At 69.2% G+C, this 26,935-nt stretch carries 24 protein-coding genes and 2 riboswitches; of the genes, 12 read left to right on the top strand and 12 right to left on the bottom strand.

Going from position 1 to position 26,935, the window contains the following annotated elements:
- The 3 genes from G6048_RS10015 to G6048_RS10005 all read right to left on the bottom strand — a co-directional run bounded on the left by G6048_RS10015 (nt 1) and on the right by G6048_RS10005 (nt 2,705).
- Nucleotides 1-789 (bottom strand): enhanced serine sensitivity protein SseB C-terminal domain-containing protein, encoded by a 789-nt coding sequence (locus G6048_RS10015; RefSeq protein ID WP_165339114.1) that lies wholly within the window; start codon nt 787-789, stop codon nt 1-3.
- Between the two features lie 277 nt (nt 790-1,066).
- Complete coding sequence (locus tag G6048_RS10010) at nt 1,067-1,843, bottom strand: enhanced serine sensitivity protein SseB (protein ID WP_165339113.1); 777 nt, start codon at nt 1,841-1,843, stop codon at nt 1,067-1,069.
- A 169-nt stretch (nt 1,844-2,012) separates the two neighbouring features.
- Nucleotides 2,013-2,705 carry an AAA family ATPase gene (locus G6048_RS10005; RefSeq protein WP_328825727.1) on the bottom strand — a complete coding sequence of 231 codons (693 nt, stop codon included), beginning with the start codon at nt 2,703-2,705 and terminating at the stop codon, nt 2,013-2,015.
- A gap of 208 nt (nt 2,706-2,913) precedes the next feature.
- Nucleotides 2,914-3,028, top strand: a riboswitch (glycine riboswitch).
- Nucleotides 3,029-3,147, top strand: a riboswitch (glycine riboswitch).
- Nucleotides 3,148-3,181: 34 nt separating this feature from the next.
- On the opposite strand from G6048_RS10005, the gene gcvT reads away from it, so the two are divergent.
- From gcvT to G6048_RS09985, 4 genes are all read left to right on the top strand, one after another.
- A complete protein-coding gene (gene gcvT, locus G6048_RS10000) occupies nt 3,182-4,309 on the top strand; it encodes a glycine cleavage system aminomethyltransferase GcvT (protein ID WP_165339111.1) in 1,128 nt (375 codons plus the stop codon).
- 150 nt (nt 4,310-4,459) lie between these two features.
- A complete protein-coding gene (gene gcvH / locus G6048_RS09995) occupies nt 4,460-4,849 on the top strand; it encodes a glycine cleavage system protein GcvH (RefSeq protein ID WP_165339110.1) in 390 nt (129 codons plus the stop codon).
- A 14-nt stretch (nt 4,850-4,863) separates the two neighbouring features.
- Nucleotides 4,864-6,141, top strand: a complete 1,278-nt coding sequence (gene glyA / locus G6048_RS09990; protein WP_165339109.1) for a serine hydroxymethyltransferase — start codon at nt 4,864-4,866, stop codon at nt 6,139-6,141.
- A gap of 163 nt (nt 6,142-6,304) precedes the next feature.
- Nucleotides 6,305-7,672 carry an L-serine ammonia-lyase gene (locus tag G6048_RS09985; protein WP_165339108.1) on the top strand — a complete coding sequence of 456 codons (1,368 nt, stop codon included), beginning with the start codon at nt 6,305-6,307 and terminating at the stop codon, nt 7,670-7,672.
- Here G6048_RS09985 and G6048_RS09980 read toward each other — a convergent pair.
- Nucleotides 7,659-8,678, bottom strand: a complete 1,020-nt coding sequence (locus tag G6048_RS09980; RefSeq protein ID WP_235989575.1) for an ArsR/SmtB family transcription factor — start codon at nt 8,676-8,678, stop codon at nt 7,659-7,661. The two genes, G6048_RS09985 and G6048_RS09980, sit on opposite strands and share 14 nt — an antisense overlap.
- Before the next feature lie 229 nt (nt 8,679-8,907).
- Here G6048_RS09980 and G6048_RS09975 point away from each other — a divergent pair, with 229 nt between their 5' ends.
- The gene (locus tag G6048_RS09975) at nt 8,908-10,791 is read left to right on the top strand and encodes a helix-turn-helix domain-containing protein (RefSeq protein WP_165339106.1); all 1,884 of its coding nucleotides are present in this window, start codon (nt 8,908-8,910) and stop codon (nt 10,789-10,791) included.
- 12 nt (nt 10,792-10,803) lie between these two features.
- On the opposite strand, the gene G6048_RS09970 is transcribed toward G6048_RS09975, so the two are convergent.
- Both G6048_RS09970 and G6048_RS09965 read right to left on the bottom strand, forming a co-directional pair.
- The gene (locus tag G6048_RS09970; protein WP_165339105.1) at nt 10,804-11,259 is read right to left on the bottom strand and encodes a hypothetical protein; all 456 of its coding nucleotides are present in this window, start codon (nt 11,257-11,259) and stop codon (nt 10,804-10,806) included.
- Nucleotides 11,260-11,311: 52 nt separating this feature from the next.
- Nucleotides 11,312-12,241: a hypothetical protein gene (locus G6048_RS09965; RefSeq protein WP_165339104.1), complete on the bottom strand. Its 930-nt coding sequence runs from the start codon at nt 12,239-12,241 to the stop codon at nt 11,312-11,314.
- A gap of 292 nt (nt 12,242-12,533) precedes the next feature.
- On the opposite strand from G6048_RS09965, the gene G6048_RS09960 reads away from it, so the two are divergent.
- Nucleotides 12,534-13,091: a glycoside hydrolase family 25 protein gene (locus tag G6048_RS09960; protein WP_165339103.1), complete on the top strand. Its 558-nt coding sequence runs from the start codon at nt 12,534-12,536 to the stop codon at nt 13,089-13,091.
- Between the two features lie 115 nt (nt 13,092-13,206).
- On the opposite strand, the gene G6048_RS09955 is transcribed toward G6048_RS09960, so the two are convergent.
- A complete protein-coding gene (locus G6048_RS09955) occupies nt 13,207-15,408 on the bottom strand; it encodes an MMPL family transporter (protein ID WP_165339102.1) in 2,202 nt (733 codons plus the stop codon).
- Between the two features lie 110 nt (nt 15,409-15,518).
- Here G6048_RS09955 and G6048_RS09950 point away from each other — a divergent pair, with 110 nt between their 5' ends.
- The gene (locus G6048_RS09950) at nt 15,519-16,169 is read left to right on the top strand and encodes a TetR/AcrR family transcriptional regulator (RefSeq protein ID WP_165339101.1); all 651 of its coding nucleotides are present in this window, start codon (nt 15,519-15,521) and stop codon (nt 16,167-16,169) included.
- Between the two features lie 278 nt (nt 16,170-16,447).
- Nucleotides 16,448-17,875, top strand: a complete 1,428-nt coding sequence (locus tag G6048_RS09945) for a non-reducing end alpha-L-arabinofuranosidase family hydrolase (RefSeq protein ID WP_165339100.1) — start codon at nt 16,448-16,450, stop codon at nt 17,873-17,875.
- A 315-nt stretch (nt 17,876-18,190) separates the two neighbouring features.
- Here G6048_RS09945 and G6048_RS09940 read toward each other — a convergent pair whose 3' ends face one another.
- Nucleotides 18,191-18,403 carry an EF-hand domain-containing protein gene (locus G6048_RS09940; RefSeq protein WP_165339153.1) on the bottom strand — a complete coding sequence of 71 codons (213 nt, stop codon included), beginning with the start codon at nt 18,401-18,403 and terminating at the stop codon, nt 18,191-18,193.
- Between the two features lie 171 nt (nt 18,404-18,574).
- Between G6048_RS09940 and G6048_RS09935 the strand changes: the two genes are divergently transcribed.
- The 3 genes from G6048_RS09935 to G6048_RS09925 all read left to right on the top strand — a co-directional run bounded on the left by G6048_RS09935 (nt 18,575) and on the right by G6048_RS09925 (nt 19,871).
- Nucleotides 18,575-18,799 carry a hypothetical protein gene (locus tag G6048_RS09935; RefSeq protein WP_165339099.1) on the top strand — a complete coding sequence of 75 codons (225 nt, stop codon included), beginning with the start codon at nt 18,575-18,577 and terminating at the stop codon, nt 18,797-18,799.
- Nucleotides 18,799-19,110, top strand: coding sequence for a hypothetical protein (locus tag G6048_RS09930; RefSeq protein ID WP_165339098.1), 312 nt, complete (start codon nt 18,799-18,801; stop codon nt 19,108-19,110). Before G6048_RS09935 ends, G6048_RS09930 begins: the two co-directional genes overlap by 1 nt.
- A 113-nt stretch (nt 19,111-19,223) precedes the next feature.
- The gene (locus tag G6048_RS09925; RefSeq protein ID WP_165339097.1) at nt 19,224-19,871 is read left to right on the top strand and encodes a GNAT family N-acetyltransferase; all 648 of its coding nucleotides are present in this window, start codon (nt 19,224-19,226) and stop codon (nt 19,869-19,871) included.
- A gap of 133 nt (nt 19,872-20,004) precedes the next feature.
- Here the strand turns inward: G6048_RS09925 and G6048_RS09920 are convergent, their stop codons facing one another.
- From G6048_RS09920 to G6048_RS09905, 4 genes are all read right to left on the bottom strand, one after another.
- Entirely contained in the window at nt 20,005-20,514 is a 510-nt protein-coding gene (locus G6048_RS09920) for an ATP-binding protein (protein WP_235989574.1), read from the bottom strand.
- Nucleotides 20,515-20,808: 294 nt separating this feature from the next.
- Entirely contained in the window at nt 20,809-21,576 is a 768-nt protein-coding gene (locus tag G6048_RS09915) for an enoyl-CoA hydratase/isomerase family protein (RefSeq protein ID WP_165339095.1), read from the bottom strand.
- A 128-nt stretch (nt 21,577-21,704) separates the two neighbouring features.
- Nucleotides 21,705-22,964: a L,D-transpeptidase gene (locus G6048_RS09910; protein ID WP_235989573.1), complete on the bottom strand. Its 1,260-nt coding sequence runs from the start codon at nt 22,962-22,964 to the stop codon at nt 21,705-21,707.
- 192 nt (nt 22,965-23,156) lie between these two features.
- A complete protein-coding gene (locus tag G6048_RS09905; RefSeq protein WP_235989572.1) occupies nt 23,157-24,332 on the bottom strand; it encodes a L,D-transpeptidase in 1,176 nt (391 codons plus the stop codon).
- A gap of 331 nt (nt 24,333-24,663) precedes the next feature.
- On the opposite strand from G6048_RS09905, the gene glgX reads away from it, so the two are divergent.
- The coding region (gene glgX, locus G6048_RS09900; protein ID WP_165339093.1) for a glycogen debranching protein GlgX at nt 24,664-26,935 on the top strand (2,272 nt) is incomplete at its 3' end.

Here is a 26,935-nt window from a genome sequence, read left to right as displayed (position 1 = left end):
TCAGTAAGAATCCGGGTAGCCGTAGCCGCCCGCCACCGGTGCCTGTGCGGGGGCCGCGTGGGCCTCGCGGTCGTAGAACGGTCGCGTCATGGCCCGCATCCACATGGCCACCGGGTCGTACTCGTCGGACATCGCGACGGTCGACACCGGCAGCCCTTCCGGCACGGCACCGATCGACTGCTGCATCATCGCCCGCACCGAGTCCACGGCGGGCGGACTCGTGTCGTACACATCGAGGCCGATGGCCAGATACGGGGCGCCCAGCGCGGGCTGTACCCAGGCGCGGCGCAGCGAGCGCACGGCGGCGGTGCGATGCGCGTTCTGTGCGAGGAGGGCGTAGAACTGCGGGAGTTCGATGCTCGGCTCGGCCATCCGGAGCGGTCCCGCGGGCTGCCGCTCCATCCCGGTGGCGATACGGCGCAGGTCGAGCCAGGGGACGCCGACGCCGCCGCCGGGCGCGTGCGGGTTCAGCCACAGGCCGTAGTGGTCGGGGTAGAGGGTGCGGGCCACATCGAGACCGTCGACGACTTCGTACGAACGGTTCCAGCCGCTGGCCGAGAGCTCCTGGGCGGAGGTGACGCAGGGCGCGTAGCTGAAGCCCTCCACCTCCATGTTCCCGTACTGGGCGTCCGGTGAGCCGGCCTGGCCGTGCCAGAGCAGCATCCAGATCTGGCCCGCCGAAGGGGTCGCGAGCGCCCGCAGGAGCGCCTCGTAGGCGTCGTAACGCCCGGGCGTGACCTGGCGCAGCATGTGCTCGACCTGCCCGGCCGCGATGCCGCTGGCGCTCACCTGTACCGCCCCTTCGTGAAGTTGACTCGGATATGAAACCAGCTTATGCGCTGCGCTGGCTTGAGCAGTTGTCGCTGGCCTCCGCTGTAAGTGCCGATTTGAGCTCGGGGCTCCTTGTTGATTGCGGGCTGCGGGTGCGTCGTGGCTGATCGCTCCCCCACTCTCGGCTTCTCCCCCACTCTCGGCTTCGCTCGAGCGGGGGGACCCCCATGAGCGGGGGGACCCCCATCGCGGCGGAGCCGCATATTGATGCAGCCCCGCGCCCCTGAAGGGGCTCCTACAGCTGGCCTGTGTAGAAGGGGCGGACCCGTTCTCGTAGCCAGGTGGTTACTGGGTCTGCCGCTGCTTCCAGGAAGACCAGGTTTACTGGCCAGGGGGCTGGGGCTCGGGTTAGGGCTCTGCCCAAGGCGTCCAGGGGGCGGGCTCGGGCTTCCGGGTCCCAGGAGGTCAGTTCTACGCCTATGAACAGGACCGGATCCGCTGTTTCGATGGCTGCCAGGCAGCGGCGGGCCGTTCGTACGGCACCAGTGGCTTCGAACTCGGTCGCTGCGGCCGTCAGGAAGTCCACCGGGTCCTGCTGCCAGTCGGGCTCGTACAGGCGGACCCGGCCGCCGCCCGCGGGACCGTCCAGCTCGCTGCGGCCGGCGCGGCACAGTTCGGCGACGGCGGGCGGGGGCAGCGGGATGCCGACCGTGCCCTCCGGGTTCACCGCGATGCCCACCTGCGGCGGCAGCCCGCGCGCGAACTCGACGGCGGGCGCGATCGTGTACGGCATGTGGTCGCCGACGATCTGCCGGAACTGCTGCTCCGAGCTGAAGACCGGGACATACGCCTGTCCGTCGAGCTCCATCGCGGGCAGGTCCAGCGGGCCGCTGTGCGGGCCGCCGCCGTTCGGCAGTGGCACCCAGAGGAAGCTGCGGCCGAGGACCTCCACGATCCGGGCCCCGGCCGACGGCCCCGCCGGGGCGCCGAGGGACGCGGCGAGCACCTCCTCCAACTCGTTGCCGGGCCAGCCGACATGGGGATGGGGGTGCGCCTGTGCCGGGAAGTCCATCTGCCTCTACCACCTGCTCGAAATCCACTGCTGCACAGCAAACGCTGCGCCGGAAAACCCTAGCGCCCGCCTAGGTGGACTTGCCGAAGTCCGGTGCGTTGCCGCGCCCCTTTCAGGGGCGCGGGGAACTGCGCGACCAGCCACAACGCACCCGCAGCGTAGAACCGCCTCACCCAGCGGAGCGCCCGTCACCGAAGTCGATCCGCCGCAGCACATCCGCCGCCGACCGGTCGATGAGGACCGCCGAACCGCAGCCCTCCGGCAGGTCGCCCTTCTCCACGGAGCGGAGCAGTCGGGCGACCGCGGCGCGGTGCCGGGCGAAGGCGTACCGCGAGACGCCGCGGCCGCGCTCGCGCTGGCCGTCCAGGGCCGTGTCCGGCGGGACGTCGATGAGCAGCAGATGCAGCGTGCCGCCGCGGCGCCGGGCCTCGCGCGCGATCCAGTTGCGCACCCAGGCCTGGGTGCCGCAGTCGTGCACGACGACTCCCTCGCCGGAACGCAGGGCGCGGCGCAGGCCCGCGTAGTGCGCGGCCCGTACGAGGGGGCGGTAGACCGCGTACGGCAGAAAGCGGGACAGGCGGTGGTCCCAGCGGTCGCGGGTGTCCTGCGAGTCGATGCGTACGCCCGTCACGGCGCGGCGCATCAGGGTCGACTTGCCGCTGCCCGGCAGGCCCGTGACTACGACGAGATCGGCCGCGCCGAAGCGCAGGCCGTGCGGACTGTGTCCCGCCCGCTCCCGTAGATCACGGACGACGGGCGCCGGGAACGGGCCGCACGCCTCCCTGGCCGGGGCAGCCGGGACAGCGGGCTGCTTGGGCAGTGCGACGGCGGCACCGGTCGCGTAAGCCGTGGTCCTGTTCACGCTGTTCGTCCTCCCCATCGGGTCGGAAGACCCATCCCCGTCGAGTGTAAAGAGAAGGTAATGCGTGCACCCATTCGTTTTCGTTCTTGCCCTGCCACAACCCCGTCACAGATCACTGTGAACGCCTGTGGGCCCGCTGTGAATGACCCCCCTGCCGTGCCGCACCGATGCGTGCGATGATGTGCGCGCCAACTGCATACCGGCCGCTTGAATCCGCGCGGGAGAGTTCCGGGTACGTGTACACGAAGGTGTACGGGTGTCCGGGCGCCGAAGGAGCAAGTCCCTCCCTTGAATCTCTCAGGCCCCGTTACCGCGCGGGCGAGGCACATCTGAAAAGCGGGCTGTCTCCTGGTAGTCAGGGCGGCGGCTCCACCCACGGTGCAAGCCAGTGACCGTACCGGTCATGGCGAACCTCTCAGGTTCCGATGACAGATGGGGAGGAACGACCTCGCCGTCATGCCTTGGGAGCCCGTCCGATGAGCAGCACCACTCCACGCCACACAGCACTCGATGCCCTGCATCGCTCGCTCGGCGCCACGATGACCGACTTCGCCGGCTGGGACATGCCCCTGCGGTACGGCTCCGAGCGCGACGAGCACCTGGCCGTACGTACGAAAGCAGGTCTCTTCGACCTCTCTCACATGGGCGAGATCACGGTCACCGGACCGGAGGCCGCCGCCCTGCTCGACTACGCGCTGGTCGGGAACCTCGGGAGCGTCAAGGTCGGCCGCGCCCGCTACACCATGATCTGCCGCGAGGACGGCGGCATCCTCGACGACCTGATCGTGTACCGGCTCGGAGAGACCGAGTACATGGTCGTGGCCAACGCCTCCAACGCCCAGGTGGTCCTGGACGCCCTGACGGAGCGCGCTGCGGCTCACGGGGATTTCGATGCCGTCGTACGCGACGACCGTGACGCGTACTCCCTGCTCGCAATCCAGGGCCCCGAGTCCCCCGGCATCCTGAAGTCGCTCACCGACGCCGACCTGGACGGCCTGAAGTACTACGCGGGCCTGCCCGGCACGGTCGCCGACGTCCCGGCCCTGATCGCGCGGACCGGCTACACCGGCGAGGACGGCTTCGAGCTGTTCGTCGCGCCGGCCGACGCGGAGAAGCTGTGGCAGGCGCTGACCGAGGCGGGATCCTCGGCGGGCCTCGTCCCCTGCGGCCTGTCCTGCCGGGACACGCTGCGGCTGGAGGCGGGCATGCCGCTGTACGGGCATGAGCTCTCGACCTCGCTCACCCCCTTCGACGCGGGGCTCGGGCGGGTCGTGAAGTTCGAGAAGGAGGGCGACTTCGTGGGCCGCGAGGCGCTCGCCGCGGCCGCCGCCCGCGCCGAGTCGTCGCCGCCGCGCGTCCTCGTCGGCCTGATCGCCGAGGGCCGTCGCGTCCCGCGCGCCGGGTACGCGGTCGTCGCCGGCGGCAAGGTCGTCGGCGAGGTCACCTCCGGCGCGCCCTCGCCGACCCTGGGCAAGCCGATCGCGATGGCGTACGTCGACGCCGCGCACTCCGCACCCTGCACGCCCGGTGTCGGCGTGGACATCCGGGGCAGCCACGAGCCGTACGAGGTCGTGGCGTTGCCGTTCTACAAGCGCCAGAAGTAGTCCCGCCGGCGGTTCGGCGGCGCGGCGACGTGGCGTACGTTCCCGTGTGCCGTCTCGTATCCGCGTGTCGTGTCTCGCGTCGTCTCCGGGTCTCGTCACGCACGACAACCCGTTCATCACCCTTCCCCCGCGTACAGGAGAATTCAGGCCATGAGCATTCCCCAGCAGCTGCGCTACAGCAAGGAGCACGAGTGGCTGTCGGTCGCCGAGGACGGCGTATCGACGGTCGGCATCACCGAGTTCGCGGCCAACGCGCTCGGCGATGTCGTGTACGTACAGCTCCCCGAGGTGGGCGACACGGTGACCGCGGGCGAGACCTGCGGCGAGCTGGAGTCGACGAAGTCGGTCAGCGATCTGTACTCGCCGGTCACCGGTGAGGTCACCGAGATCAACCAGGACGTCGTGGACGACCCGGCGTTGGTGAACACCGCGCCCTTCGAGGGCGGTTGGCTGTTCAAGGTACGAATCGCGGAGGAGCCGAAGGACCTGCTCTCCGCCGCCGAGTACACCGAATTCTCCGGCTCCGACTCCGCCTCCTGAAGGACTCCTGACTGATGTCGCTTCTGAACCAGCCCCTGCACGAACTCGACCCGGACGTCGCCGCCGCCCTCGACGCCGAGCTGAACCGTCAGCAGTCCACCCTGGAGATGATCGCCTCGGAGAACTTCGCTCCGGTCGCGGTCATGGAGGCCCAGGGTTCGGTCCTCACCAACAAGTACGCCGAGGGCTACCCGGGCCGCCGCTACTACGGCGGCTGTGAGCACGTCGACGTCGTCGAGCGGATCGCCATCGAGCGGATCAAGGAGCTCTTCGGCGCCGAACACGCCAACGTCCAGCCGCATTCGGGCGCCCAGGCCAACGCCGCCGCGATGTTCGCCCTGCTCAAGCCCGGCGACACGATCATGGGCCTGAACCTCGCCCATGGCGGGCACCTGACCCATGGCATGAAGATCAACTTCTCCGGCAAGCTCTACAACGTCGTCGCGTACCACGTGGACGACGCGACCGGCCAGGTCGACATGACCGAGGTTGAGAAGCTGGCCAAGGAGTCCCAGCCGAAGCTGATCGTGGCCGGCTGGTCGGCGTATCCGCGACAGCTGGACTTCGCCGCCTTCCGCCGCATCGCCGACGAGGTCGGCGCGTACCTGATGGTCGACATGGCGCACTTCGCGGGCCTGGTCGCTGCCGGTCTGCACCCGAACCCCGTCCCGCACGCGCATGTCGTCACGACCACCACGCACAAGACCCTGGGCGGTCCGCGCGGTGGCGTGATCCTGTCCACGGCCGAACTCGCGAAGAAGATCAACTCGGCTGTCTTCCCCGGTCAGCAGGGCGGTCCTCTGGAGCACGTGATCGCCGCCAAGGCCGTCTCCTTCAAGGTCGCGGCCTCCGAGGAGTTCAAGGAGCGCCAGCGGCGCACGCTGGAGGGCGCGCGGATCCTCGCCGAGCGCCTGATGCGGGACGACGTCACCTCGGCCGGCGTCTCGGTGCTGTCCGGCGGCACGGACGTACACCTCGTCCTGGTCGACCTGCGCCACTCCGAACTCGACGGGCAGCAGGCCGAGGACCGCCTCCACGAGGTCGGCATCACCGTCAACCGCAACGCCGTCCCGAACGACCCCCGCCCGCCGATGGTGACGTCAGGGCTCAGGATCGGTACGCCCGCCCTCGCCACGCGCGGCTTTGGGGCCGAGGACTTCGCCGAGGTCGCGGACATCATCGCCGATGCGCTGAAGGCGGCTTCTCCCTTCGGGGAGGCCGACGCCGAGTCGCTGAAGGCCAGGGTGTCCGCGCTGGCCGACAAGCACCCGCTGTACGCGGGCCTGAAGTAAGTACGCGGGCCTGAAGTAAGTACGCGGGCCTGAAGTAAGTCCGTACGTTCCGTACGACTTATCCGTACGACTTGTTCGGGCGCTTTCTTCGGGGCACCGCGCACACTGAGACGTACGTGCGCGGTGCCCCTCCCCATGCACCACCCCGTTATTAGGAGTCACCGTGGCCATCTCCGTCTTCGACCTTTTCTCGATCGGCATCGGCCCGTCCAGCTCCCACACGGTCGGCCCGATGCGCGCGGCACGCCTGTTCGCCCGCCGCCTGAAGAACGAGGGCCTGCTGGCCCCGACCGCCTCGATCCGCGCCGAGTTGTACGGTTCCCTGGGCGCGACCGGGCACGGCCACGGCACCCCGAAGGCGGTACTGCTCGGTCTGGAGGGCGCCTCCCCGCGGACCGTGGACGTCGAGACGGCGGACGAGCGCGTGGACGCGATCCGCTCCGAGAAGCTCCTGAACCTGCTCGGCAAGCGAGAGATCCCCTTCTCCTTCGACGACGACCTGATCCTCCACCGCCGCAAGACGCTGCCGTACCACGCGAACGGCATGACGCTCTGGGCGTACGACACTGCCGGCGCCGAACTCCTGACGAAGACCTACTACTCCGTGGGCGGCGGCTTCGTCGTCGACGAGGACGCGGTGGGAGCCGACCGCATCAAGCTCGATGACACGGTCCTGAAGTACCCCTTCCGCACCGGCGACGAGCTCCTGCGCCTGACCCGGGAGACGGGCTTGTCGATCTCCGCGCTGATGCTGGAGAACGAACGTGCCTGGCGCACCGAGGACGAGATCAGGGCCGGTCTGTTGGAGATCTGGCGGGTGATGCAGGCCTGCGTGGCACGCGGCATGTCGCGCGAAGGCATCCTGCCCGGCGGCCTGAAGGTCCGCCGTAGGGCGGCCGTCTCTGCACGTCAACTCCGGGCGGAGGGTGACCCGTTGGCGCATGCCATGGAGTGGATCACGCTCTACGCGATGGCCGTGAACGAGGAGAACGCGGCGGGCGGCCGAGTGGTCACCGCCCCGACGAACGGCGCGGCGGGCATCATCCCGGCGGTCCTGCACTACTACCTCAACTTCGTGCCCGGCGCCGACGAGGACGGAGTCGTCCGTTTCCTGCTCGCCGCCGGAGCCATCGGCATGCTCTTCAAGGAGAACGCCTCCATCTCCGGCGCCGAGGTCGGCTGCCAGGGCGAGGTCGGCTCGGCCTGCTCCATGGCCGCGGGCGCCCTCGCCGAAGTCCTGGGCGGCTCCCCGGAACAGGTCGAGAACGCCGCCGAGATCGGCATGGAACACAACCTCGGCCTCACCTGCGACCCGGTCGGCGGCCTGGTCCAGATCCCCTGCATCGAACGCAACGGCATGGCCGCGGTCAAGGCCGTCACGGCCGCGAAGATGGCCATGCGCGGCGACGGCTCCCACAAGGTCTCCCTCGACAAGGTCATCAAGACCATGAAGGACACCGGCGCCGACATGTCCGTGAAGTACAAGGAAACGGCGCGGGGCGGGCTCGCGGTGAACATCATCGAGTGCTGAAACGAGCGCTGATGGGATGGGCGTCACCCGGTGCCTGGGCGGGGCGGCCGTCGAGGAGGGCGAGGCCCACCGGGGTGAGTGAGTGGTGTACGGCGTTGCGTTGGCGGGTGCTGGAGATCAGGCCGGCTTCGCGTAGGACTGCGGCGTGTTCGCTGGCGGAGGAGAGGGATACGCCGGCTCGGCGGGCCAGTTCGGTGGTGGTGCAGTCGCCGCCGAGGGTCTGGAAGACCGCGGCCCTGGTGTGTCCGAGGAGGCGCGCGAGATGCGAGCCTGCGGCGTCGGCCGTCAGGGGCGCGCCCGCCGCCGGAGGGCTCGGCGAGACCGGATAGACGAGTGTCGGCGGCAGGGACGGGTCGGCCAGCGCGACCGGCTTGTGGCGGCAGAAGTACGACGGGATCAACAGCAGCCCGCGACCGGCCAGGTGGATGTCCCTGTCCACCGCATAGTCGGCCTCCAGCACGGGCGGACGCCAGCGGATTCCGGGACCGAAGGTGCGGAGCATGGCGTCCGTGCCGCTGTACCACTGAGTGCGGGCGCGCCAGGTGCGGTCGGGCTCGGTCCGTGCGCGGACGCGCTGCCACGACGGGCCGAACGCGATGCGCTGGTAGTCGCGCATGGCTTCGCCGAGCCGCCGGAGCGCGGGTGCCGTGCCCTCGGCGACAGAGCGGGCCCATCCGCCAAGAGGAGAACCGCTGGTCGCCAACCGGCCGATCTGGTCGCGTAGTTCGCACCGCGGCGTGGACAGCACGGCGTCCAGGCCCGCTTCGAAGCCTTCGGCGCTCGCCGCGGGTGTGAGGAAGTCCGGGAAGTAGCCGCGGGCGGGAACGAGCGGCAGTAGCAGGTCCAGCGGCGCCCGCGCGTTCCTGTTGACGCGCTCCCGCCAGCCGACCAGGTCGGGCTCGGGGCGCCTCGCCCATACCTGATGCAGGCTCAGTACCGATTCCCAGAACGGATCCGGCCCGTCGGCGACCCGCGTACGGGCGATGTCCCCAGCGGTGAAGTGCATACGCAGCATGGTGCTGTCCCCCGATGTGCCAAGCGTGTGTGACACCGCTCCCCCCGTCATCCGAGCGGTGTCCCTGCGACCTTGCTCGTCCGGCTGGTTCGGTGGCAAGGAGAAACGGGGAGATGGGACGGTGGGACGGCGGTACCGGGATGAAGTGCGGCTTTTCGCGGCGGTGGGACAGCCAAATGCGCACGTCCCACACATCGGGGGCGAGGAAACGGGGGTTGCGATGCCATCCGACGGCGGAACGACGGGCCGGCCGGGACAGCCGGGGGTATCGGAACTGGCGGACCTGCTGGAGGAGTTGAAGCGGCGCAGCGGGCGCAGCTATGCGGCGCTGGCCCATCGCACGGGACTCAGCCGGTCCACCCTCCACCGCTACTGCCAGGGCACCACCGTCCCGGGGACGTTCGGCGCGGTCGAACGAGTGGCGCGCGTGAGCGGGGCCAGCCCGGCGGAGCTGGACCGGCTCTACCGCGCGTGGTGGCGGGCGACCGCCGGGGACGCAGGGCAACAGGACGCGAGACAGGAAACGGGGCAGGAGGATGCAGGGCAACGGCCCGCGCAGCCACCGGAGTCGGCTGAAACGGTGGAGTCGCCGGGCCATGGCGGCGGCGCGACGCAACTGCCGCAGCACGCGCACCCGACGGAGGCCGGCCGCGACGACGCCGGTACGGGCAGGCGTGAGCTCGGCGCCCGGCTGCCGTTACGGCTGCACAACTGGCTGCGCCCGGCGGCGCTGCTGCTCGCCCTCGTCATCGCCTCGGCCGGGAGCGCCCCCTTGTACGAGGCCGGTAAGGGCCGCGACGACGCCGGAGGAGCCGTCAGTGCCGGCACGGCGAACACCGGCGGAGACGGAGCCGGCGTCGGCAGCGGGGCCGCCACCGGCTCCGGCGGCGAGCAGCGTCCCGAGGGGCCGGAGTGGAGCGAGGCACCACGCCGGCCAGCACCCGAGTTCATCGGCATGACGATCAACAGCGACACGGGCCACATGCCCGGCTTCCGCACCGGTTCCGCACGGCTGTGGAACAGCGAAACCCGCTGGGGCACCATCGAAACCGCCCGCGGCACATACGACTGGACGACCCTGGAACGCCTGGTCCGGGCCGCCGAACGGGACCGGCTGCCCGTCCTGTTCACCATCGCCGGCACCCCATGGTGGGCCGCCCCCAAGGGCCGTAAGTCCGGCTTCGCCGACTCGACGGCCTCGCCCCCGGACGACCTGAGGGACTGGGACCGTTTCGTGGAAAAGCTCGCCACGCGCTACCGCGGCCGCATCGAGTCGTACGAACTCTGGGACTACCCGAGCCACCCGCTGATGTTCGCAGGGAGCCTCGAAACCCTCGCCGAGATGGTCGAGCGCGCCTCGCGGATCATCCGCCGCGTCGATTCGAAAGCACGGCTGGCCTGCCCGTCCTTCGGGTCGCTGTGGACGAGGAAAGGCCGGACGCTGCTACGGGAGTTCGCCCGGACAGGCGCGTACGAACACTGCCACGCGGCCGCGCTGAAGATGCCGCCCCGTAAGGGGAACGGCCGGCCGGAGGAGATCATCGAGCTCGCCCGGAGCGTGCGGAACCTCCTCCACGACGAGAACGTGAGCGACATCGAGCTGTGGAACACGGGCCCGGACTGGGACATCGACTCGACGCCGCCGCTCGATGCCCGCCAGGCCCGCGACTACGCGGTGCGCTTCTATCTCGCGGGGCTCTATGCGAGCCACTACAGCATGCGGCGGATGTACTTCTACAACTGGGGCAGCACCCATGTGCCGATCGTCGTCCAGCCCGTGGGCGGCCCTCCGGCGCCGCCCGGAAAGCGCGTCGGGCGGCTGGCAGCGTGGCTGGACGGCGCCCGGATCAGCGCCTGCGGACAGGGCACGGCGATGGACCTGCCACCGGGCATGTACTCCTGCCGCTTCCAGCGGGACGGCCGGGGCGACCGTGGCAGCGAACCGTTCACCGTGCGCTGGTCCACTCGCGGCCGGGCCGAGGTAGCACTGGAAAAGGGCGCGTACCGCCTGCGTCGTATGGACGGCAGTACGGTACGCGCCCGGCCCGGCGAACGGATCAGCATCGGCGAGGAGCCGGTGCTGATCGAGCACCGCTCGGGGTGAACACCCCGGGAATCAGCAGCTCTTGACCCACTTGTGGGAGGAGATCTTGTTGTTGGCCTTCTTCAGCTTCTTGATGTACTTGCCGTCCTTCAGACAGAGCGAGCCGCCGTCGTAGCCCTTGCCGTCGTAGAACCTCACGTCGGAGTAGGTCGAGCTGTACCCCTTGTTCAGAACGGAACTCGAGCGGTTGTTCGCGCCCTTGCAGTCGCCGCCCTTGCTGTAGTTCTTGTCGTTGTCGTCGTCGGCGCAGATCGGCTTACCGATGCAGTTGTACGTCGCGTACACGTACACAATGCCGTTCCGCCCGTCCGCCAGTTTGTCCGCGCAGTCCCTGGCCGCCGCGCCGACCTCCCTGACCTGGCTGCGTGCCGGGGACTGCTCAGCCGCCGACGCCGTCATGGTCGGAAGCACACCGCCGATGAGTACAGCGGAGGTCGCGCCGGCCATCATGAGGGTCATTTTGCGCATGGTTGTTTCTCCCCGATTCTCTGTGATCGCGTACTGATGGTTGGTTGTTGCGTCAGCTGCGGCGTTCCGCAGGGTCCCGGGTGGTGTTGCCGGTGATCTCCCGGGCACGTTTCAGTGCCGCCAGTTGCATCCGGCGCTTGGTGTCGATGTCGCTGCCGTACTTCTCGCGGACGACGTTGTCGTAGTGCCGCGTCAGGGAACGCACCGTGGCCGACAGCGGAGTGCTGCGGGCGCAGGAGGCTTCAGCGGTCGCCAGCCGCACCTCTGTCCGGTGTGCCTCGCCTCGGCTCAGGTCGCCGGTGCGTTCCTCCAACGCTTGCCGCAGGTGAGACGGGCTCTTGTAGGGGTGCCCCTTCTCCGCCATACACGCGGACCAGCTCTCGACGGCGCCCCGGAAGCGCGGATCCCGTCGGATGTCGACGCTGTGGTCGGGAAGATTGCCGGTGATCACGCTGACGCGGAACCATTCGCGGAAGTCGCCGTAGAGCGTCCCTTCGGCCTCCGCGAGGCAGCCCGTGCTGTTCTGGCCGATGTCCAGCCCGTTCGGTGCGGTCACTTCCAGGCTCTTGCCACCGTCACCGGTCCTGGCGGCCACGTAGTCCTGCTGCCGCGCGGGCGAAAGCCGTTTGACGTAGGCGACGGTGGGATCGTTCCTCCTTTCGTCCTCCGCCCTCTGCTGAAGGTCGCCGCCGTATCCATGGCTGCGAGCCCAGGCCATGTCGTCGATGACATACGGGAAATCCTTCAGCTCGTCCGGCTCCGAGGGAGGGGCAGGCCAGTAACGGAACCCCCGCTGTTTCATGCAGCGCTGGACCAGTTCCTCCTGAGCCTCGTCCAGCAGCGCCGTTTCGGCGGGCGTCGGCTCACGGGGCCTGTCCGCCGAGCCGTTGCCCGCGCCCGCCCCACATGCCGCCGCGTTCATGACGAGGAGCACGCTCCCCAACACGGCGGCCGACGCCCTGTGCCCGATGACGTTCCCCACGACTCCCCCTGCACCGCGTCCCTCCGATGCACAGCAGCCTGCCGGAGGCGCGCAGCCGCCCGACATATGTTCCGGACGACGCCGAAACACCGCGTCTGGCGTGCAACACAGCGCCTGGAGCGGGTATGGGCCGGCTCGGCAGGTATGGACCCACATGCCCTGGGCGGGCGGCCACGTTCGGCAGAACATCCATGCGAGGGTGGGACCGGTGAAGTAAGGGAAAACGCAAGGTAGTTGCTGCTTCCCTGAACGACACCTCTTCCCTCTCCCCCACCGCACGGAGGATCCCCCCATGCTGCGCGGCATCGATGTCAGTTCCTACCAGTCGTCCTCGTACGACACCGATGGCCTGTCCTTCGTCTTCGTCAAGGCGACGGAGGGCCGTTCGTACGTGAACCCCAAACTCGGCGCCCAGACGAAGACCGCCCGCGACGCCGGCTGCGTGGTCGGCTTCTACCACTTCCTCTGGCCCGGCAACCTCACGGCCCAGGCCGAGTACTTCGTCAGCAAGGCCCCGGAAAAGCGGGGCGACATCCTCGCGGTGGACTGGGAAACGACGAGTGAGGGCACGCGTGCGAGCAACTCGGAAAAGGACCGGTTCATCCGCAAGGTGAAGGAACTGCGGCCCAATCACCGCACCATCCTGTATTGCAACCGGAACTTTTGGCTGAACCACGACAGCACCTCGTACGCGGGCGACGGCCTGTGGATCGCCGATTACGTGACCGCCGGCAAGCCCCGCATCCAGGCCAAGTGGCGCTTCCACCAGTACACCGACAACCCGCTGGACAAGAACGTGGCCGACTTCAGCAGCAAAGCCGCACTGAAGGAATGGGCCCAGGGCGGCTGACCCGCCTACTCATGCGACATGGTTCAGAGTTGGTGCCGCGTCCCGGCGTCCTGGCGCAGGCGCCCGGCCGGGAGTCCCGGCCGGGCGCCTGCGTCAACTGCACGCCGCCAGAGGGTCAGACCTTGGCGGGCGTCCGCTCCTCCTTCTCGGCGGGCGCGCCCTCGGTGAGGCCCAGCCGTCCGTGCACCGCGCGCAGCGGCTTCGGCGCGTACCAGGCCGTACGGCCGAGGAGGCGCATGGCCGCCGGGACCAGTACCCCGCGTACGGCCACCGCGTCGATCAGGATCGCCAGGCCGCTGCCGAGCCCGAACATCTGGATGAAGCTGACCTGGGCCGTGCCGAAGGCGAAGAAGCTCACCGCGAGCAGCCCGGCGGCCATGGTCACGATCCGCCCGGTGTGCGAGAGCCCGCTGGTGACGGCGGTCTCGGTGTCGGCGCCCGCGTCGTGCAGCTCCTTGATCCGGCTGGTCACGAAGACCTCGTAGTCCATGGACAGGCCGAAGGCGATGCAGAACATGAGCACCGTCATGGAGGTGTCCATCGGCTGTGGCGTGAAGCCGAGCAGAGACGACAGGTGGCCGTCCTGGAAAATCCACACCATCACGCCGATGGCCGCGGTGAGGCTGATGGCGTTGAGGACCAGCGCCCGCAGTGGCTGCACCACGCTGCCCGTGAACAGGAAAAGGAGTACGAATGTGGTGACCGCTACGAGAGCGATGGCGGCCGGGAGCCGGTCGGCGATCGAGTCCTTGGAGTCGACGAGGCGCGCGTCGGTGCCGCCGACCAGTGTCTCGGTCCCGGCCGGCGGATCCACTGCCCGTACGTCCTTGACCAGGTCCTGGGCCTCGTCCGACTTGGGGGTGAGGCTGGTGACGACCGTGATCCGCTGGGCGTCGGGGCGGCCCAGTGCGGCGTTCGCGGGGCCCGGCGGGGTGGCGCGGCCCTCGCTGAAGGTGCCGGCGGACGTCTCGACCCGCACGGCGCCGTCGAGCCGCGACAGCTCGGTCGCGTACGAGCGCAGCCCGTCCGCGGCCACGGGCCCGGTCGTGACGATCTGAACCGCTGACTCGTCGCTGCCTGTGAAGTCGCGCTGGACTTCGGTGGCGACCTGCCGGCTCTGGGCACTCTCCGGCAGCACCCGCTCGTCCGGCGTGCCGAAGGTGACGCCGAGCAGCGGACTCGCGGCGAGCAGCAGAATCCCGAGGACCGGAAGTGCGGTCAGCGCGGGCCTGCGCATGACCGTGCGGGCCAGCCGGCCCCAGAAGGGCGCCTCGGCACTGCGTACGGTCTGTGCCCAGGGCAGGCGGCCGTTGTTGACCCGGTGGCCGAGCACGGCGAGTAGCGCCGGGACGACGAGCAGGGCGCTGACGGCGGCGATGATCACCACGCCGATGCCCGCGTAGGCGAAGGAGCGCAGGAAGAACTGCGGGAAGACCAGCAGGGCGGCGAGTGCGGCGGCTACGGTCGCCGCCGAGAAGACGATGGTCCGCCCGGCCGTCCTTACGGTGTGCCGGAGTGCCTCGGGAACGTCGGCGCCCTCCGCGAGGTGCTCGCGGAACCGGCTGATCATGAGCAGGGCGTAGTCGATGCCGAGACCGAGGCCGAGGGCGGTGGTGAGGTTGATCGAGAACACCGACACGTTGGTGATGCTGCCGAGCACATAGAGCTCGGCGAAGGTGCCGACGATCGCGATCAGCCCGATGACCAGGGGCAGCAGCGCCGCGACGAGGCTGCCGAAGGCGATCACGAGCAGGATGAGGATCAGGGGCACGGCGATCGTCTCGGCCAGCGCGAGGTCCTTGGCGACCTGGGTGGGTACTTCGTCGCCGACTGCGGCCTCTCCGCCGGCCTGCACGGTCAGCCCGTTCCGGTCGCCCGTGTACGCGTCGATGAGCGCCGAGGCGTTGTCGCCCTGCTCGGTGTCGTCGCCCTTGACGTGGGCCAGCACCAGCGCCGCGTCGCCGTCCCGGGAGGTCAGCGTGGCGGCGCCGGTGTCCCAGTACGAGATCACGTTCGCCACGGTGGACTCGCCCTTGAGCTCCGAGGTGAGGGTGCGGCCCGCGCGTTCGGCGTCGGCGGAACGGAGGTCGCCGTCGTCGGCCCGCACCAGCAGGACCAGATTGGTCTCGCCGCCGAACTTCTCGTCGATGAGCTCCTGGGCTTGGGTCGAGGGCGCGTTCGGATCCTCGAAGCCGCCGCCCAGGAGCTTGCCGAACGCCCCGAAGCCGATGGCCCCCATCGCGACCACGGCCACCACGGTCAGTGTCAGTACGAGTCGGCCCCGGTGCAGGGCCAGCTCGGCAATTCGATCGAACACGGTGATCGCCCCCAGATGTTTATGCTGTTAACATTGAGGATGGCACAGGATGTTAACGGCGTCAACTTCAGCCTTCGAAGCAGGATGGAGTCATCGGGCAGGATGGAGTCATGGGAGCGATCACTGGCGGCAAGTCCCGCTACCACCACGGAGATCTCCGTAACGCGCTGATCGGGGCCGCCGTGGAACTCGCGGCCGAGGGCGGCCCCGAGCGGGTCGTCCTGCGCGAAGCGGCCCGCAGCGTCGGCGTTTCGCCCACCGCCGCGTACCGCCACTTCAGCGGCCAGGGAGATCTCCTCCATGCCGTGAAGGCCCGCGGCCAGCAGGCGCTCGCCGCGTCGATGACCGAGACCCTGCACGCACGACCCCGGCTCGACGACCCCGGGGAGGAGGCCGTGCGCAGGGCCGAGGCGATCGGGCGCGGGTACGTACGGTTCGCGATCGAGCACCCGGGGCTCTTCCGTACCGCCTTCTGCCGTACGACCCCGGAGGCGCCCGATGACTTCACCGGCCTCCAAGCCCCCGACGACAGGCCGGAGTTCGCGGCGTTCGTGGAGCTCTCCGACACGCTCGACGCACTCGTGGCCACGGGCCGGATGCGACCGGAGAACCGGCCCGCCGCCGAAGTCGCCGCCTGGTCGACCGTCCACGGCCTCTCGCTGCTCATCCTTGACGGACCCCTCGCCCACCTCCCCGCCGATCAGCGCGACGCCGTCGTCGAACGCACCATCACCACGATCGTGGCGGGCCTTGTCCGGTAGGTGTCGTGCCTCAGGGGGTTGGTTCCACGGCCCCGCCCCTCACGCCAAAGACCCGTACAACCACGGAAGTTGAAGCCGCCTGGTTCAATGCGAATGTTTCGGCTCGTGAATTGCGCGAGAGGTATTGACGCTCATCACCGGAACCTCAATCATCCCAATTGCTCGACACTTCGACCCTAGTTCGGCATGTCGAACATTCAGGGCCGCACCGCACCGGCATCCAAACAGCCTCTGACGGGGCAACCCGGAGCCGCATGCTCAAGGATGACGAGGTCCTTATGCACAGACGTAGTTTCAGCCGCAGACATCCCTCTGCAGTGCTCGCCGCCGCGGTTGCGGCCCTGGCCGCGTTGGCGGCGCTGCTCGTCGCCAGCCCGGCTCAGGCGGCCACCAGCGGCGACTTGCGCAGCGTTGCTTCCGGCCGGTGTCTCGATGTGGCGGGCTTCAGCCAGACCGACGGCGCGAACGTGCATATCTGGGACTGCCACGGCGGAACCAACCAGCGGTGGACGTTGACGGACAACAACCAGCTGACCGTGTACGGCAACAAGTGCCTGGATGTTCCCGGCCACGCCACCACGTCCGGGACCCGGGTGCAGATCTACACCTGCAACGGCGGTACGAACCAGCAGTGGCGAGTGAACTCCGACGGCACGATCGTCGGCGTCCAGTCCGGGCTGTGCCTGGACGTCTCGGGCGGCGCTACGGCCAACGGCACGGCGGCACAGATCTGGACGTGCAACGGCGGCAACAACCAGAAGTGGACCGGCCTTTCCGAGACGGGCAACGCGTGTGCTCTTCCGTCGACGTACCGGTGGACCTCGACGGGACCGCTGGCGCAGCCGGCGAACGGGGGAGTCTCGCTGAAGGACTTCACCACCGTGACGCACAACGGCAGGCACCTGGTCTACGGGACCACCTCCAACGGAACGTCGTGGGGCTCAATGGGGTTCAGTCCCTTCACGAACTGGTCGGACATGGCGTCGGCCCCCCAGACCGGGATGAACCAGATCGCGGTGGCGCCCAAACTGTTCTACCTCTCCACCAGGAACATCTGGGTGCTGGTCTCAAATGGGTGGGGTACCAACTGGACCTTCACCTACCGCACGTCCAGCGACCCCACCAACCCCAACGGCTGGTCCGCCCCGCAGGCGCTGTTCACCGGCACCTTCCCCGCCGGTGAGGGTGGCGTCCCGATCGACCCGACCATGATCGCCGACGACCAGAACATGTACCTGTTCTTCGCCGGTGACAACGGCAAGATCTACCGGTCGACCATGCCGCTCGGGAACTTCCCCAGCAGCTTCGGCTCCTCGTACACGACGATCATGAGCGACACCGAGGACAAGCTGTTCGAGGCGCCGGAGGTCTACAAGGTCCAGGGCCAGAACCAGTACCTCATGATCGTCGAGGCGAAGGGTTCGGGGCGCTACTTCCGCTCGTTCACCGCTGCCGGCCTGAACGGTCCGTGGACCGTCCAGGCCGGCAGCGAGAGCAGCCCCTTCGCGGGCAATGCCAACAGCGGTGCCACCTGGGCCAACGGCATCAGCCACGGCGACCTGGTCCGCAACAACCCCGACCAGACCATGACCATCGATCCCTGCAACCTGCAGTTCCTCTACCAGGGCTACTCCACCAGCACACCGCCGAACACCGGCTACCTGCAACTGCCGTACCGGCCGGCCCTGCTCACCCTGCAGCGCTGACCCGCCTGACCCGCCTGACCCGCCTGACCCACGGTGATCGCGATGTGGTGCGGTCCGCCGACGCGTAGACGAGCTGTCTACGGCGTGAGCAACTCCACCTGCTGACCGATACCCACCGCCTTGAGGAACCCCAGCCGCACGCCGGCTGGGGTTCCGCGCACCCGCGACTACGTCGCTCGACGCACCGCCGAAGGGCTCACCAAGAAGGACACCATCCGCTGGCCGGCAGCAGCCTTGTCGACCCGGTGGTAAGACGAACCAGCGGCAAAAGGGGCGACGCTCCGCCAACCAACGGACGCCGCCCTCATCCTCGGCTCACTTGTTCAGGTTCGCCCAGAACTCGTCGAACGAGAGGAGCTTGTCGCCGTTGAGGTCCCGGTCGGCGATCACGGTCTCCGCCACGGACTCGGTGACGTTCCAGTCGCCGCCCTGGGCCAGGGCGGTCTTGAACTCGGCGGCGGTGACGAAGCCGTCACCATCCGTGTCAATCCGCTGGAACTGCTTACGTGCTTCCTCGATGTCCGCCACCGGGTCCGCCCCTTCGTACTGTGTCGCTGTCAACCATGACCTGCTGTCGGAGGTCAGATTAACGGGCGGGCTGGGAACGGATCGCGGCGGCCACCAGGCCGGAGTGGACAGCTAGCAATTACTAGGTCATGCTAGCCAACGGCAGACCGCAGACCGCACCAGGGAGCAGCCATGCAGGCCCAGGACACCAAACAGCTCAACGTGCGCCTCCCCGCCGAGTTGGTCGACAAGGCGAAAGCCATAGCGCACGAGCGCGGCATGATGCTCTCCGGCTACATCCGCACCCTGATCGAGCGGGACCTGGAGGGCAAGGACACCCCGGACGAGAACGTGCCGCCACATGTGCTGGCCGCCGCGAAGGCCTTCGCCGAGGCGCTGGAGGCCGGGCGCAGCTAGTGGACCTCAACGTAGATCTGCGCTGGGCGCTCGTCATCGCCGACCAGTTGACCAGCGCCCCGGAAGTGCAGGACATCCCCGCGCTGGAAGCGGCGATCGCCCGGCACGCGAGCAAGAACCAGCCGGAGGCGGACAACGCCTGGAGAGCGGCGACACTCGCCGCGACCGTGGTGCAGTTGCATCCGTTCGCCTGCCGAGACGAAGAGGTGGCGGCCCTCTACGCGTACACGTTCATGGTGCACGCGGACGAGCCCCTCACCCGTCGAGGCGGCACACCTGGTCGCAACCCTGCGCAAGGTGCGCACCGGTGAGATCGGCATCGACATGCTCGCGGCATTCTTGCGCAGCGCCCGCACCGCATGACGGAGGGGCGCTCCCGTACAACCGGCGGGCGCCCCATACTCAAGCCCGTGGAGGGGACCTCATGCCCGACACCTTGCGGGACATTCTCGACGCGGCGACCCGTGGGGAGTTCCCGCCGGCGGACGGTGGCGTCACCGTCGTACCGCAGCATGATCGGCGGGACGCCGGCGTCATCGCCTTCACCGCGCACTCCGTCGTGTTCACGGACGAGGATCCGGAGTGGGTGCGTACGCTGTTGCGGTCCCTGGACTGCGATGCCCTCGCGGCGGCCATGAACCCGCGGTTCCTGGCCGCGTTCATGGACCGGACGGGGCGTACGACGGACACCATCGATCTGCTGACCGTCGCCACACCCGTGCCGGGTCCGCCGCGTCCCCCGTCGCTCGCGCTGTCCGAGCTTCGCGACCCCGACCATCCCCGGGTCGCCCGCGCCCGCAAGCGGCGTGACGACGTGCGGGTGTGGGCTGCCGACGGTGGCGTACTCGTCCTGGGGCGTGGGGTGGCGGGACGCCTTGAGGTCGCGGTCGAGGTGGACGAGGGGGTACGGCACAAAGGGCTGGGGCGGGCGCTCGCCGCGGCGGCGCGGCGACTGGGCGGAGGCGAGCCGGTCTGGGCGCAGCTGGCCGCCGGCAACGCCCGCAGCGTACGGGCGTTCCAGGCGGCCGGGTTCCGTCCGGTCGGGGCGGAGGCGCTGCTCGTCGCGCAGTGAGCCGGGCGGTCGCCCGTGGGGCTCGCTGAAAAATTCAGCCCGTCCGGCGATTGAGGACCGGGGGTACGGGGGCTGGACCCCGAAGCGGGGTCCGGGGCGGAGCCCCGTGCGGCAGTCGCCCGTGCGACGCTCGTCAGTGGTGGTCCGGGGTCACCCGGATCTCGAACCACGTCGTCTTGCCGCGAGGCAGGAGGTCGACTCCCCAGCGGTCGGAGAGTTTGTCGACGAGGGTCAGGCCTCGGCCGCTGACGTCCAGGTCGCGGACGGGCATGAGGCAGGGCAGGCCTCGGGACGGGTCGCGGACCTCGATACGGATCCAGCCGCGGCGGCTTCGCATGCGGAGGCCGAACACGCGGGCGCCGGTGTGGCGTACGGCGTTGCCGACGAGTTCGGAGACCAGGAGTACGGCGTCCTCGGTGATCTTCGGGGAGAGTCCCCACTCGCGCAGGACGACCACCTGGGTCAGCCGGCGCGCGGTGGCCGCCGACTCGGGGCGGGACGGCAACGGAACCTCGGCCTTTGTCGGATTGCCGAACAACTCCAGTGCCTTCAGTGCGCGTTCGTCCTCGACTCCGGGTGACCAACGCGCCGCGGTCGCACTCGCGTGCCGCCGCGGCTGTTCCATACCCTCCAGCCCCGCCATGCCCCCATCATGGCCGCCCAGAGCGCCTTTCGGGGCCGTTCCAGGGGAATACGCCCCCGGGAACCCTCCGTTCCAAGCCACCCGGAAGGCATATGCCACGGGTAGTGCGCGAGGCGGCGCAGACCGATTGACCTGCCAGGATGCGTCCGTTGGGGGCAATCGCCGACGACCCCCGACCAGGCGACCTCGAGTTCGGCTCAAGGCTCATATAAACCGCCCCATCGGGGGACACCGGCGTAAGACGCCGCGTCAACTGCCAGTTGATCAGGGCAAGTTGATCGTGGAACAAGTCGATCAGAGGAACTTCGCCTTCCCCGGCCCTTCCTCCACAAAGCTCCGCATCCCCCGCTCCCGGTCCTCCGTCGCGAACAGCCCCGCGAACCAGTTGCGTTCCACCGCGAGCCCGGTTTCGAGGTCCGTCTCCAGGCCCACGTCCACCGACTCCTTGGCGGCGCGCAGCGCGAGCGCCGGCCCCTTCGCGAGCCCCGCGGCCCACGCGTGCGCCTGCTCGTACACCTCGGCGGCGGGCACCACCCGGTCCACCAGGCCGAGCGTGAGCGCCTCGTCGGCCCTGACCATACGGCCCGTGAAGATGAGGTCCTTGGCGCGCGAGGGCCCGATCAGCCGGGACAGCCGCTGGGTGCCGCCCGCACCGGGGATCAGTCCGAGCAGGATCTCCGGCTGGCCCAGCTTCGCGTTGTCCGCGGCGATCCGGTAGTCCGCGCAGAGCGCCAACTCGCAGCCTCCGCCCAGTGCGTAACCGGTGACCGCGGCCACCACCGGCTTGGGGATACGGGTCACGGCGGTGAAGGAGTCCTGCAGGGCCCGGGACCGTACGACCATCGCCGTATGGTCCATGGCCTGCATCTCCTTGATGTCCGCGCCCGCCGCGAACACCTTCTCGCCGCCGTAGAGGACCACCGCGCGCACGTCCTCGCGACGCGTGGCCTCCTCCGCGAGCTCCTTGAGCCTGTCCTGCGTGGCGACGTCCAGTGCGTTCATGGGCGGACGGTCGAGACGGATCGTGCCGACACCTTCGGCGACTTCGAGATGCACAGTCATGAACGAACCGTATCGGGGGGTCTGGGGGGTCGCCCCCCGGGGAGACGCAGCACGGGCACTAACGACGAAGGGCCCGGTGTGCTCAGTCACAACACACCGGGCCCTTACGGACTACGACCAACAGTCGGTCACCACTTGTCCCACGGCATGTTCCAGCCGTTGAGCCCGTTGTCCGGGTCGATGATCCGGTCGTTGGAGTTCTTCACGATCACCACGTCGCCGACTATCGAGCGGTCGAAGAACCAGCCCGCCGGGCTCGAGGAGCTGCCGCCCTTCAGGTCGCGCAGGCCGATGCAGCCGTGGCTGGCGTTGTAGTTGCCGAAGGCGTCGCCGCCCCAGTAGTTGCCGTGGATGAAGGTGCCCGAGGTCGACAGGCGCATGGCGTGCGAGACGTCCTTGATGTCGTACTCGCCGCCGTAGCCGACCGTTTCGCCGTTCATACGGGTCATCTCGTGGCGCTCGGTGATGACCATCTGGCCGTTCCAGGTCTCGTAGCCCGGCTTGCCCGTCGTGACCGGGATGGTCTTGATGACCTTGCCGTCGCGCTTGACCGTCATCTTCTTGGACTTGACGTCCACGGTGGATATCTGGCTGCGGCCGATGGTGAACGACACGGTCTTGACCTGCTCGCCGTAAACGCCGGACCGGCCTTCCACGCCGTCCAGGTTGAGGTCGACCGTGACCTTCGTACCCTGCTTCCAGTATTTCTCCGGGCGGAAGTCCAGCCGGTCGTTGCCGAACCAGTGGCCCTTGACCTCCACCGCGGGCTCCGTCTTGATGCGGATGGCCTTCTCGACGTCTTCGGGCTTGGTGATGCCCCGTGTGAAGTTGAGCGAGAAGGGCATTCCGACGCCCACCTTGGAACCGTCCTCGGGTGTGAACATGCCGACGAAGGTGTTCTTCGGGGTCAGTGTCGTGAAGCTGGACTCTTCGGTCGCCTCGCGGCCTTCGGAGTCCTTGGCCGTCGCCTGGACCTTGTACTTCGTGTCGGACGCCAGGTGGTACGCGGGCGTCCAACTCGCCCCGCCCTCAGCGATCTTGCCCTCGACGGCCTTGCCCTTGGAGTCCGCGACCTTGACCTCGGTCAGCTTGCCTTTGGCCGCGGATATCTTCAGGGCGCCGTTGGTGTCCACGTCGTCGGCGCCATCCTTGGGCGCTATGGTCACGACGGCCTGCGAGGTTCTGGACTCGGCCTGGTCAGAGCCGCCCTTGTCCCCGTTCTTGCCGCCGTCGGAGCCCGAGTTCGAGTCGGAACCCCCTCCGCCGCCGCACGCCGTCACGGCGATCAGCAGCACGCCGAGTATCAGCGCCAGAAGCCCCGTACGTCCCGTACGTCCGCGCCCCCGTGCGCCAACCGACGCCCCCGATATCGGTCGCCCGTTGTTCAACTTGCTTCTCCCCTCGCACGGCCCGTCAACCGGGCCCGCACTCCTGCGCGTCGCACGCGCGTACCGCGCCAATTAACCATATGACCAGCAGCGGTGGCTCCCCGTAATTGTCACTTTTCCGTCCCAAGTTCAGCTGAAAGTGATCTCGTGTTCACCCCCGCTATCTCCCTCTTATGTCCTGCCCATGTCCGTCTAATTCATGGCGGAGCCCGCCTTCCACTCCTTCCAGGAGATGTTCCATCCGCCAAGTCCGTTGTCTGGCGCGACCATCTTGTCGTCGCTGTGCACGACTTCGACGACATCACCGATCAGGCTGCGGTCGAAGAACCAGCCGGCCGGGCTCGCGGAGCTGCCGCCCTTCACATCGCGCAGGCCCACGCAGCCGTGGCTGACATTGGCGTTGCCGAACACGCCCCCGGCCCAGTAATTGCCGTGCAGGAAAGTCCCGGAGGAGGTGAGCCGCATCGCGTGCGGGACGTCCGGGATGTCGTACTCGCCCTTGCCGTCGGCGTCCTCGAAGCCGACCGTGGCGCCGTTCATCCGGGTCACCTCGAGCTTCTCGGTGACCACCATCTTCCCGTTGTACGTCGTCGTCTTGGGGGCGCCCGCCGTGATCGGCACGGTGGCGACGAGTTCGCCGTCGCGGCGTACCCGCATGGTGTGTTCGGCGGCGTCGACGACGCTGGTCTGGCTGCGGCCGACGGTGAAGGAGTGTGTCCGGTGCCGGAGCCCGTACACGCCGGGCGCCGCTTCGACACCCCGCAGCGGCAGGCCGATGGTGACCTTCGTGCCCGGCTTCCAGTACTTCTCGGGCCGGAAGTCCAGGCGGTTTCTGCCGAACCAGTGCGGGCGGATCTCGACGGCGGGACGCGCCCGCACCCGGATCGCGCGCTCGACGGCCGCCCGGTTCCGGATCTCGCGGTTGAACTCCAGCGAGACGATCATTCCCGTGCCGACGGTCGACCGGTGCTCCGGGGTGACGCGTCCGATAAGCCGCTCACCGGGGCCGTACGTCCGGAACCCCACGTGCCGCACCAGCCGCCGCCCGTGCCCGTCGAGGGCGACCGCGTGCACGGTGTACGCGGTGGCCGGCGACAGCCTTCCGTCGCCGTCCGGCCGCCAGGTCATGCCGTCTGCTTCGATGCGCCCGGGCACTCGGAACTCGCGCGCGCCCCGGGACTTGACGACCTTCACGGACTCCAGGCGCCCGGACGCCACGCCCACCTCCAGGTCCTGGTCGGGGCGTACGGCCCTGCCGGCGTCGTCGGGCCGGATGTGGATCGCCTCCTCCGGTGAGCGGGGCTTGCCGCGCAGGCTGTCGAGCCCGTTGGACGTGCAGGCCGAGGTCGTGGCCAGCAGCGCTGCCATGGTCAGTACGACGGCCAGTGCTGACCCTGCGCGCCGCGCGCGCCTTTGTGCATCCATCACGTGCACTCAACGATCTGTCCGGTCATGGGGAAACGTGAGTGCGAGCCCCGCTCTGGGCAGAACAGTGGGAAGGACGACGCGACGATGAGCCATGGCCGGCCGCGAGCCGAAGGGGCGCGTCGGTGTCGAGAGGGCGAGCGCGCGGAGGCCCGAAGGGCTGAGCACGATCGGCCTCTCGACACCGACTGGAGCGCCCCGGAGGCGAGCCAAAAAATATAGGGCCATGTGTTCTTCTTGGCGCCGTTCAACCGAGCCGCTGGAGGTTGAACAGGTGTCGAGCGCACCCGAGCAGGAGGCCGAGCAGCAGGAGGAGCGCGCGCCGGGCGACGGGCTGTCCGGTCAGCAGGACCGCGCCCCGGCCAACGGGCTGCCCGTTTCCTCTCCCGAGGGGCGTGCCCCGTCCGTCGTGCTGAACGGCGCGGCGCGTACGGCGCCCGCCATGCCCGTATGGCCAGGTGCCCCGACCCCGCTGGGGGCGCGCTTCCGCGTCGGCCCCGACGGCGTGGCGGGCACCAACTTCGCGCTGTGGGCGGGCGGCGCGGAGTCGGTCGAGCTGTGCCTCTTCGACGACGACGGCGTGGAGGCGCGGGCGCCGCTGACCGAGCTGACCCATGAGATCTGGCACGGTTTCGTGCCGGGCGTGCGGCCGGGACAGCGGTACGGCTTCCGGGTGCACGGCCGCTGGGACCCGTGGACGGGCGCCCGCTGGAACCCGGCGAAGCTCCTCCTCGATCCGTACGCGCGTGCCGTGGACGGCGCCAAAGGGAATGATTACAGCAGCCTGCCGCCCGAGGTGTACGGGCACGTGCGCGACTGGCCTCAGCAGCAGGTCGCCGACACCGTGCGCGACGACCGGGACTCCGCGCCGTACGTCCCGAAGGGGGTCGTCGTCCACGACGACGCACCCGACGACGAGTGGACGGACGACCGCCGCCCGAAGACACCGTGGGCGGACTCGGTGATCTACGAGGTCCATGTACGCGGCTTCACGCGCCGGCACCCGGACATCCCCGAGGAACTGCGGGGTACGTACGCGGGGTTGGCGCACCCGGCGGCGATCGAGCACCTGGTGAAGCTGGGCGTGACGGCGGTCGAACTGCTCCCGGTGCATCAGTTCGCGCACGAGGACCATCTGCTGCGGCGGGGCCTGAAGAACTACTGGGGCTACAACTCCATCGGCTACTTCGCCCCTCACGCGGCGTACGCGGCCTCCGGGACGAGGGGCCAGCAGGTCGGCGAGTTCCGGCGCATGGTGCGCGCGCTGCACGCCGCCGGCATCGAGGTCATCCTCGACGTGGTCTACAACCACACGGCCGAGGCAAGCGAGCTGGGCCCGACGCTGTCGCTCCGCGGCATCGACAACCGCGGCTACTACCGGCTCCAGGAGGACGCCCGCCGGTACGCGGACTACACGGGCTGCGGCAACACCCTGCACGTCGTCCAGCCGCACGTCCTGCGCCTGATCACGGACTCGCTCCGCTACTGGGTGACGGAGATGGGCGTGGACGGTTTCCGCTTCGACCTGGCGGCGGCGCTGGCGCGCTCGATGCACGACGTGGACATGCTGTCCCCGTTCCTGGCGGTCATCGCGCAGGACCCGGTCCTGCGCCGGGTGAAGCTGATCGCGGAGCCCTGGGACGTGGGGTCTGGCGGCTACCAGGTCGGGGCGTTCCCACCCCTGTGGACGGAGTGGAACGACCGCTACCGCAACGCGGTACGCGACTTCTGGCGGGGCGCCCTGCCGGACGTACGCGACCTGGGGTACCGGCTGTCGGGGTCGAGCGACCTGTACGCGTGGGGCGGCCGTCGCCCGTACGCCTCCGTCAACTTCGTCACCGCCCACGACGGCTTCACCCTCCGCGACCTGGTGTCCTACGAGCACAAGCACAACGCGGCGAACGGCGAAGGCAACCGGGACGGCACCGACGACAACCGCGCCTGGAACTGCGGGGCGGAGGGCGAGACGGACGACCCGTCGATACGTGCGCTGCGGCGCCGTCAGCTCCGTAACCTGCTGACGACTCTGCTGCTCTCGACGGGCGTGCCCATGCTGGTCGCGGGCGACGAGTCGGGGCGGACGCAGCGGGGCAACAACAACGCGTACTGCCAGGACAACGAGCTGAGCTGGGTCGACTGGAGTCTGCTGGACGACCCCGAGTGGCGGCCCCTCTTCGACCTCACCTCGCGGTTGATCGCCCTGCGGCATGAGCATCCGGTGCTGCGGCGGCGGGCGTTCTTCTCGGGCAAGGCCCATTCCACGGACGGGCTCCGCGACCTGGCCTGGTTCACCGCACACGGCAAGGAGATGACGGAACAGGACTGGTACGCCCCGACCACCACGCTCGCCATGTACCTCTCCGGCCGCGACATCCCGGGCCGGAACGCTCAAGGCACCCCGATCACGGACGACAGCTTCCTCGCGATCCTCCACGCGGGGGATCGCCCGGCGGACTTCGTCCTCCCCGGGTCGCCTTGGGCGGAGAGCTACGAGGTCGTGGTGGACACGTCGCTGGAGGAGCAGGGGGTGGCGCCCGGGGTGGTGC

Origin of the sequence: Streptomyces ureilyticus (assembly GCF_011045025.1) — a bacterium.
Lineage (GTDB): Bacteria > Actinomycetota > Actinomycetes > Streptomycetales > Streptomycetaceae > Streptomyces > Streptomyces ureilyticus.
The sequence above is the reverse complement of the archived record's forward strand: the minus strand, read 5'-3'. Positions and strand labels throughout refer to the sequence as shown.

What these genes read in the sequence shown, in the direction of transcription:
- gcvH (WP_165339110.1), top strand. Translation starts at nt 4,460, where the DNA reads ATGAGCATTCCCCAGCAGCTGCGCTACAGCAAGGAGCACGAGTGGCTG.
- G6048_RS09980 (WP_235989575.1), bottom strand. Translation starts at nt 8,678, where the DNA reads ATGCACTTCACCGCTGGGGACATCGCCCGTACGCGGGTCGCCGACGGG.
- G6048_RS09975 (WP_165339106.1), top strand. Translation starts at nt 8,908, where the DNA reads ATGCCATCCGACGGCGGAACGACGGGCCGGCCGGGACAGCCGGGGGTA.
- G6048_RS10010 (WP_165339113.1), bottom strand. Translation starts at nt 1,843, where the DNA reads ATGGACTTCCCGGCACAGGCGCACCCCCATCCCCATGTCGGCTGGCCC.
- G6048_RS09960 (WP_165339103.1), top strand. Translation starts at nt 12,534, where the DNA reads ATGCTGCGCGGCATCGATGTCAGTTCCTACCAGTCGTCCTCGTACGAC.
- G6048_RS09945 (WP_165339100.1), top strand. Translation starts at nt 16,448, where the DNA reads ATGCACAGACGTAGTTTCAGCCGCAGACATCCCTCTGCAGTGCTCGCC.
- G6048_RS09970 (WP_165339105.1), bottom strand. Translation starts at nt 11,259, where the DNA reads ATGCGCAAAATGACCCTCATGATGGCCGGCGCGACCTCCGCTGTACTC.
- G6048_RS09905 (WP_235989572.1), bottom strand. Translation starts at nt 24,332, where the DNA reads ATGGCAGCGCTGCTGGCCACGACCTCGGCCTGCACGTCCAACGGGCTC.
- G6048_RS09950 (WP_165339101.1), top strand. Translation starts at nt 15,519, where the DNA reads ATGGGAGCGATCACTGGCGGCAAGTCCCGCTACCACCACGGAGATCTC.
- gcvT (WP_165339111.1), top strand. Translation starts at nt 3,182, where the DNA reads ATGAGCAGCACCACTCCACGCCACACAGCACTCGATGCCCTGCATCGC.
- G6048_RS09935 (WP_165339099.1), top strand. Translation starts at nt 18,575, where the DNA reads ATGCAGGCCCAGGACACCAAACAGCTCAACGTGCGCCTCCCCGCCGAG.
- G6048_RS09925 (WP_165339097.1), top strand. Translation starts at nt 19,224, where the DNA reads ATGCCCGACACCTTGCGGGACATTCTCGACGCGGCGACCCGTGGGGAG.
- glyA (WP_165339109.1), top strand. Translation starts at nt 4,864, where the DNA reads ATGTCGCTTCTGAACCAGCCCCTGCACGAACTCGACCCGGACGTCGCC.
- G6048_RS09915 (WP_165339095.1), bottom strand. Translation starts at nt 21,576, where the DNA reads ATGACTGTGCATCTCGAAGTCGCCGAAGGTGTCGGCACGATCCGTCTC.
- G6048_RS09920 (WP_235989574.1), bottom strand. Translation starts at nt 20,514, where the DNA reads ATGGCGGGGCTGGAGGGTATGGAACAGCCGCGGCGGCACGCGAGTGCG.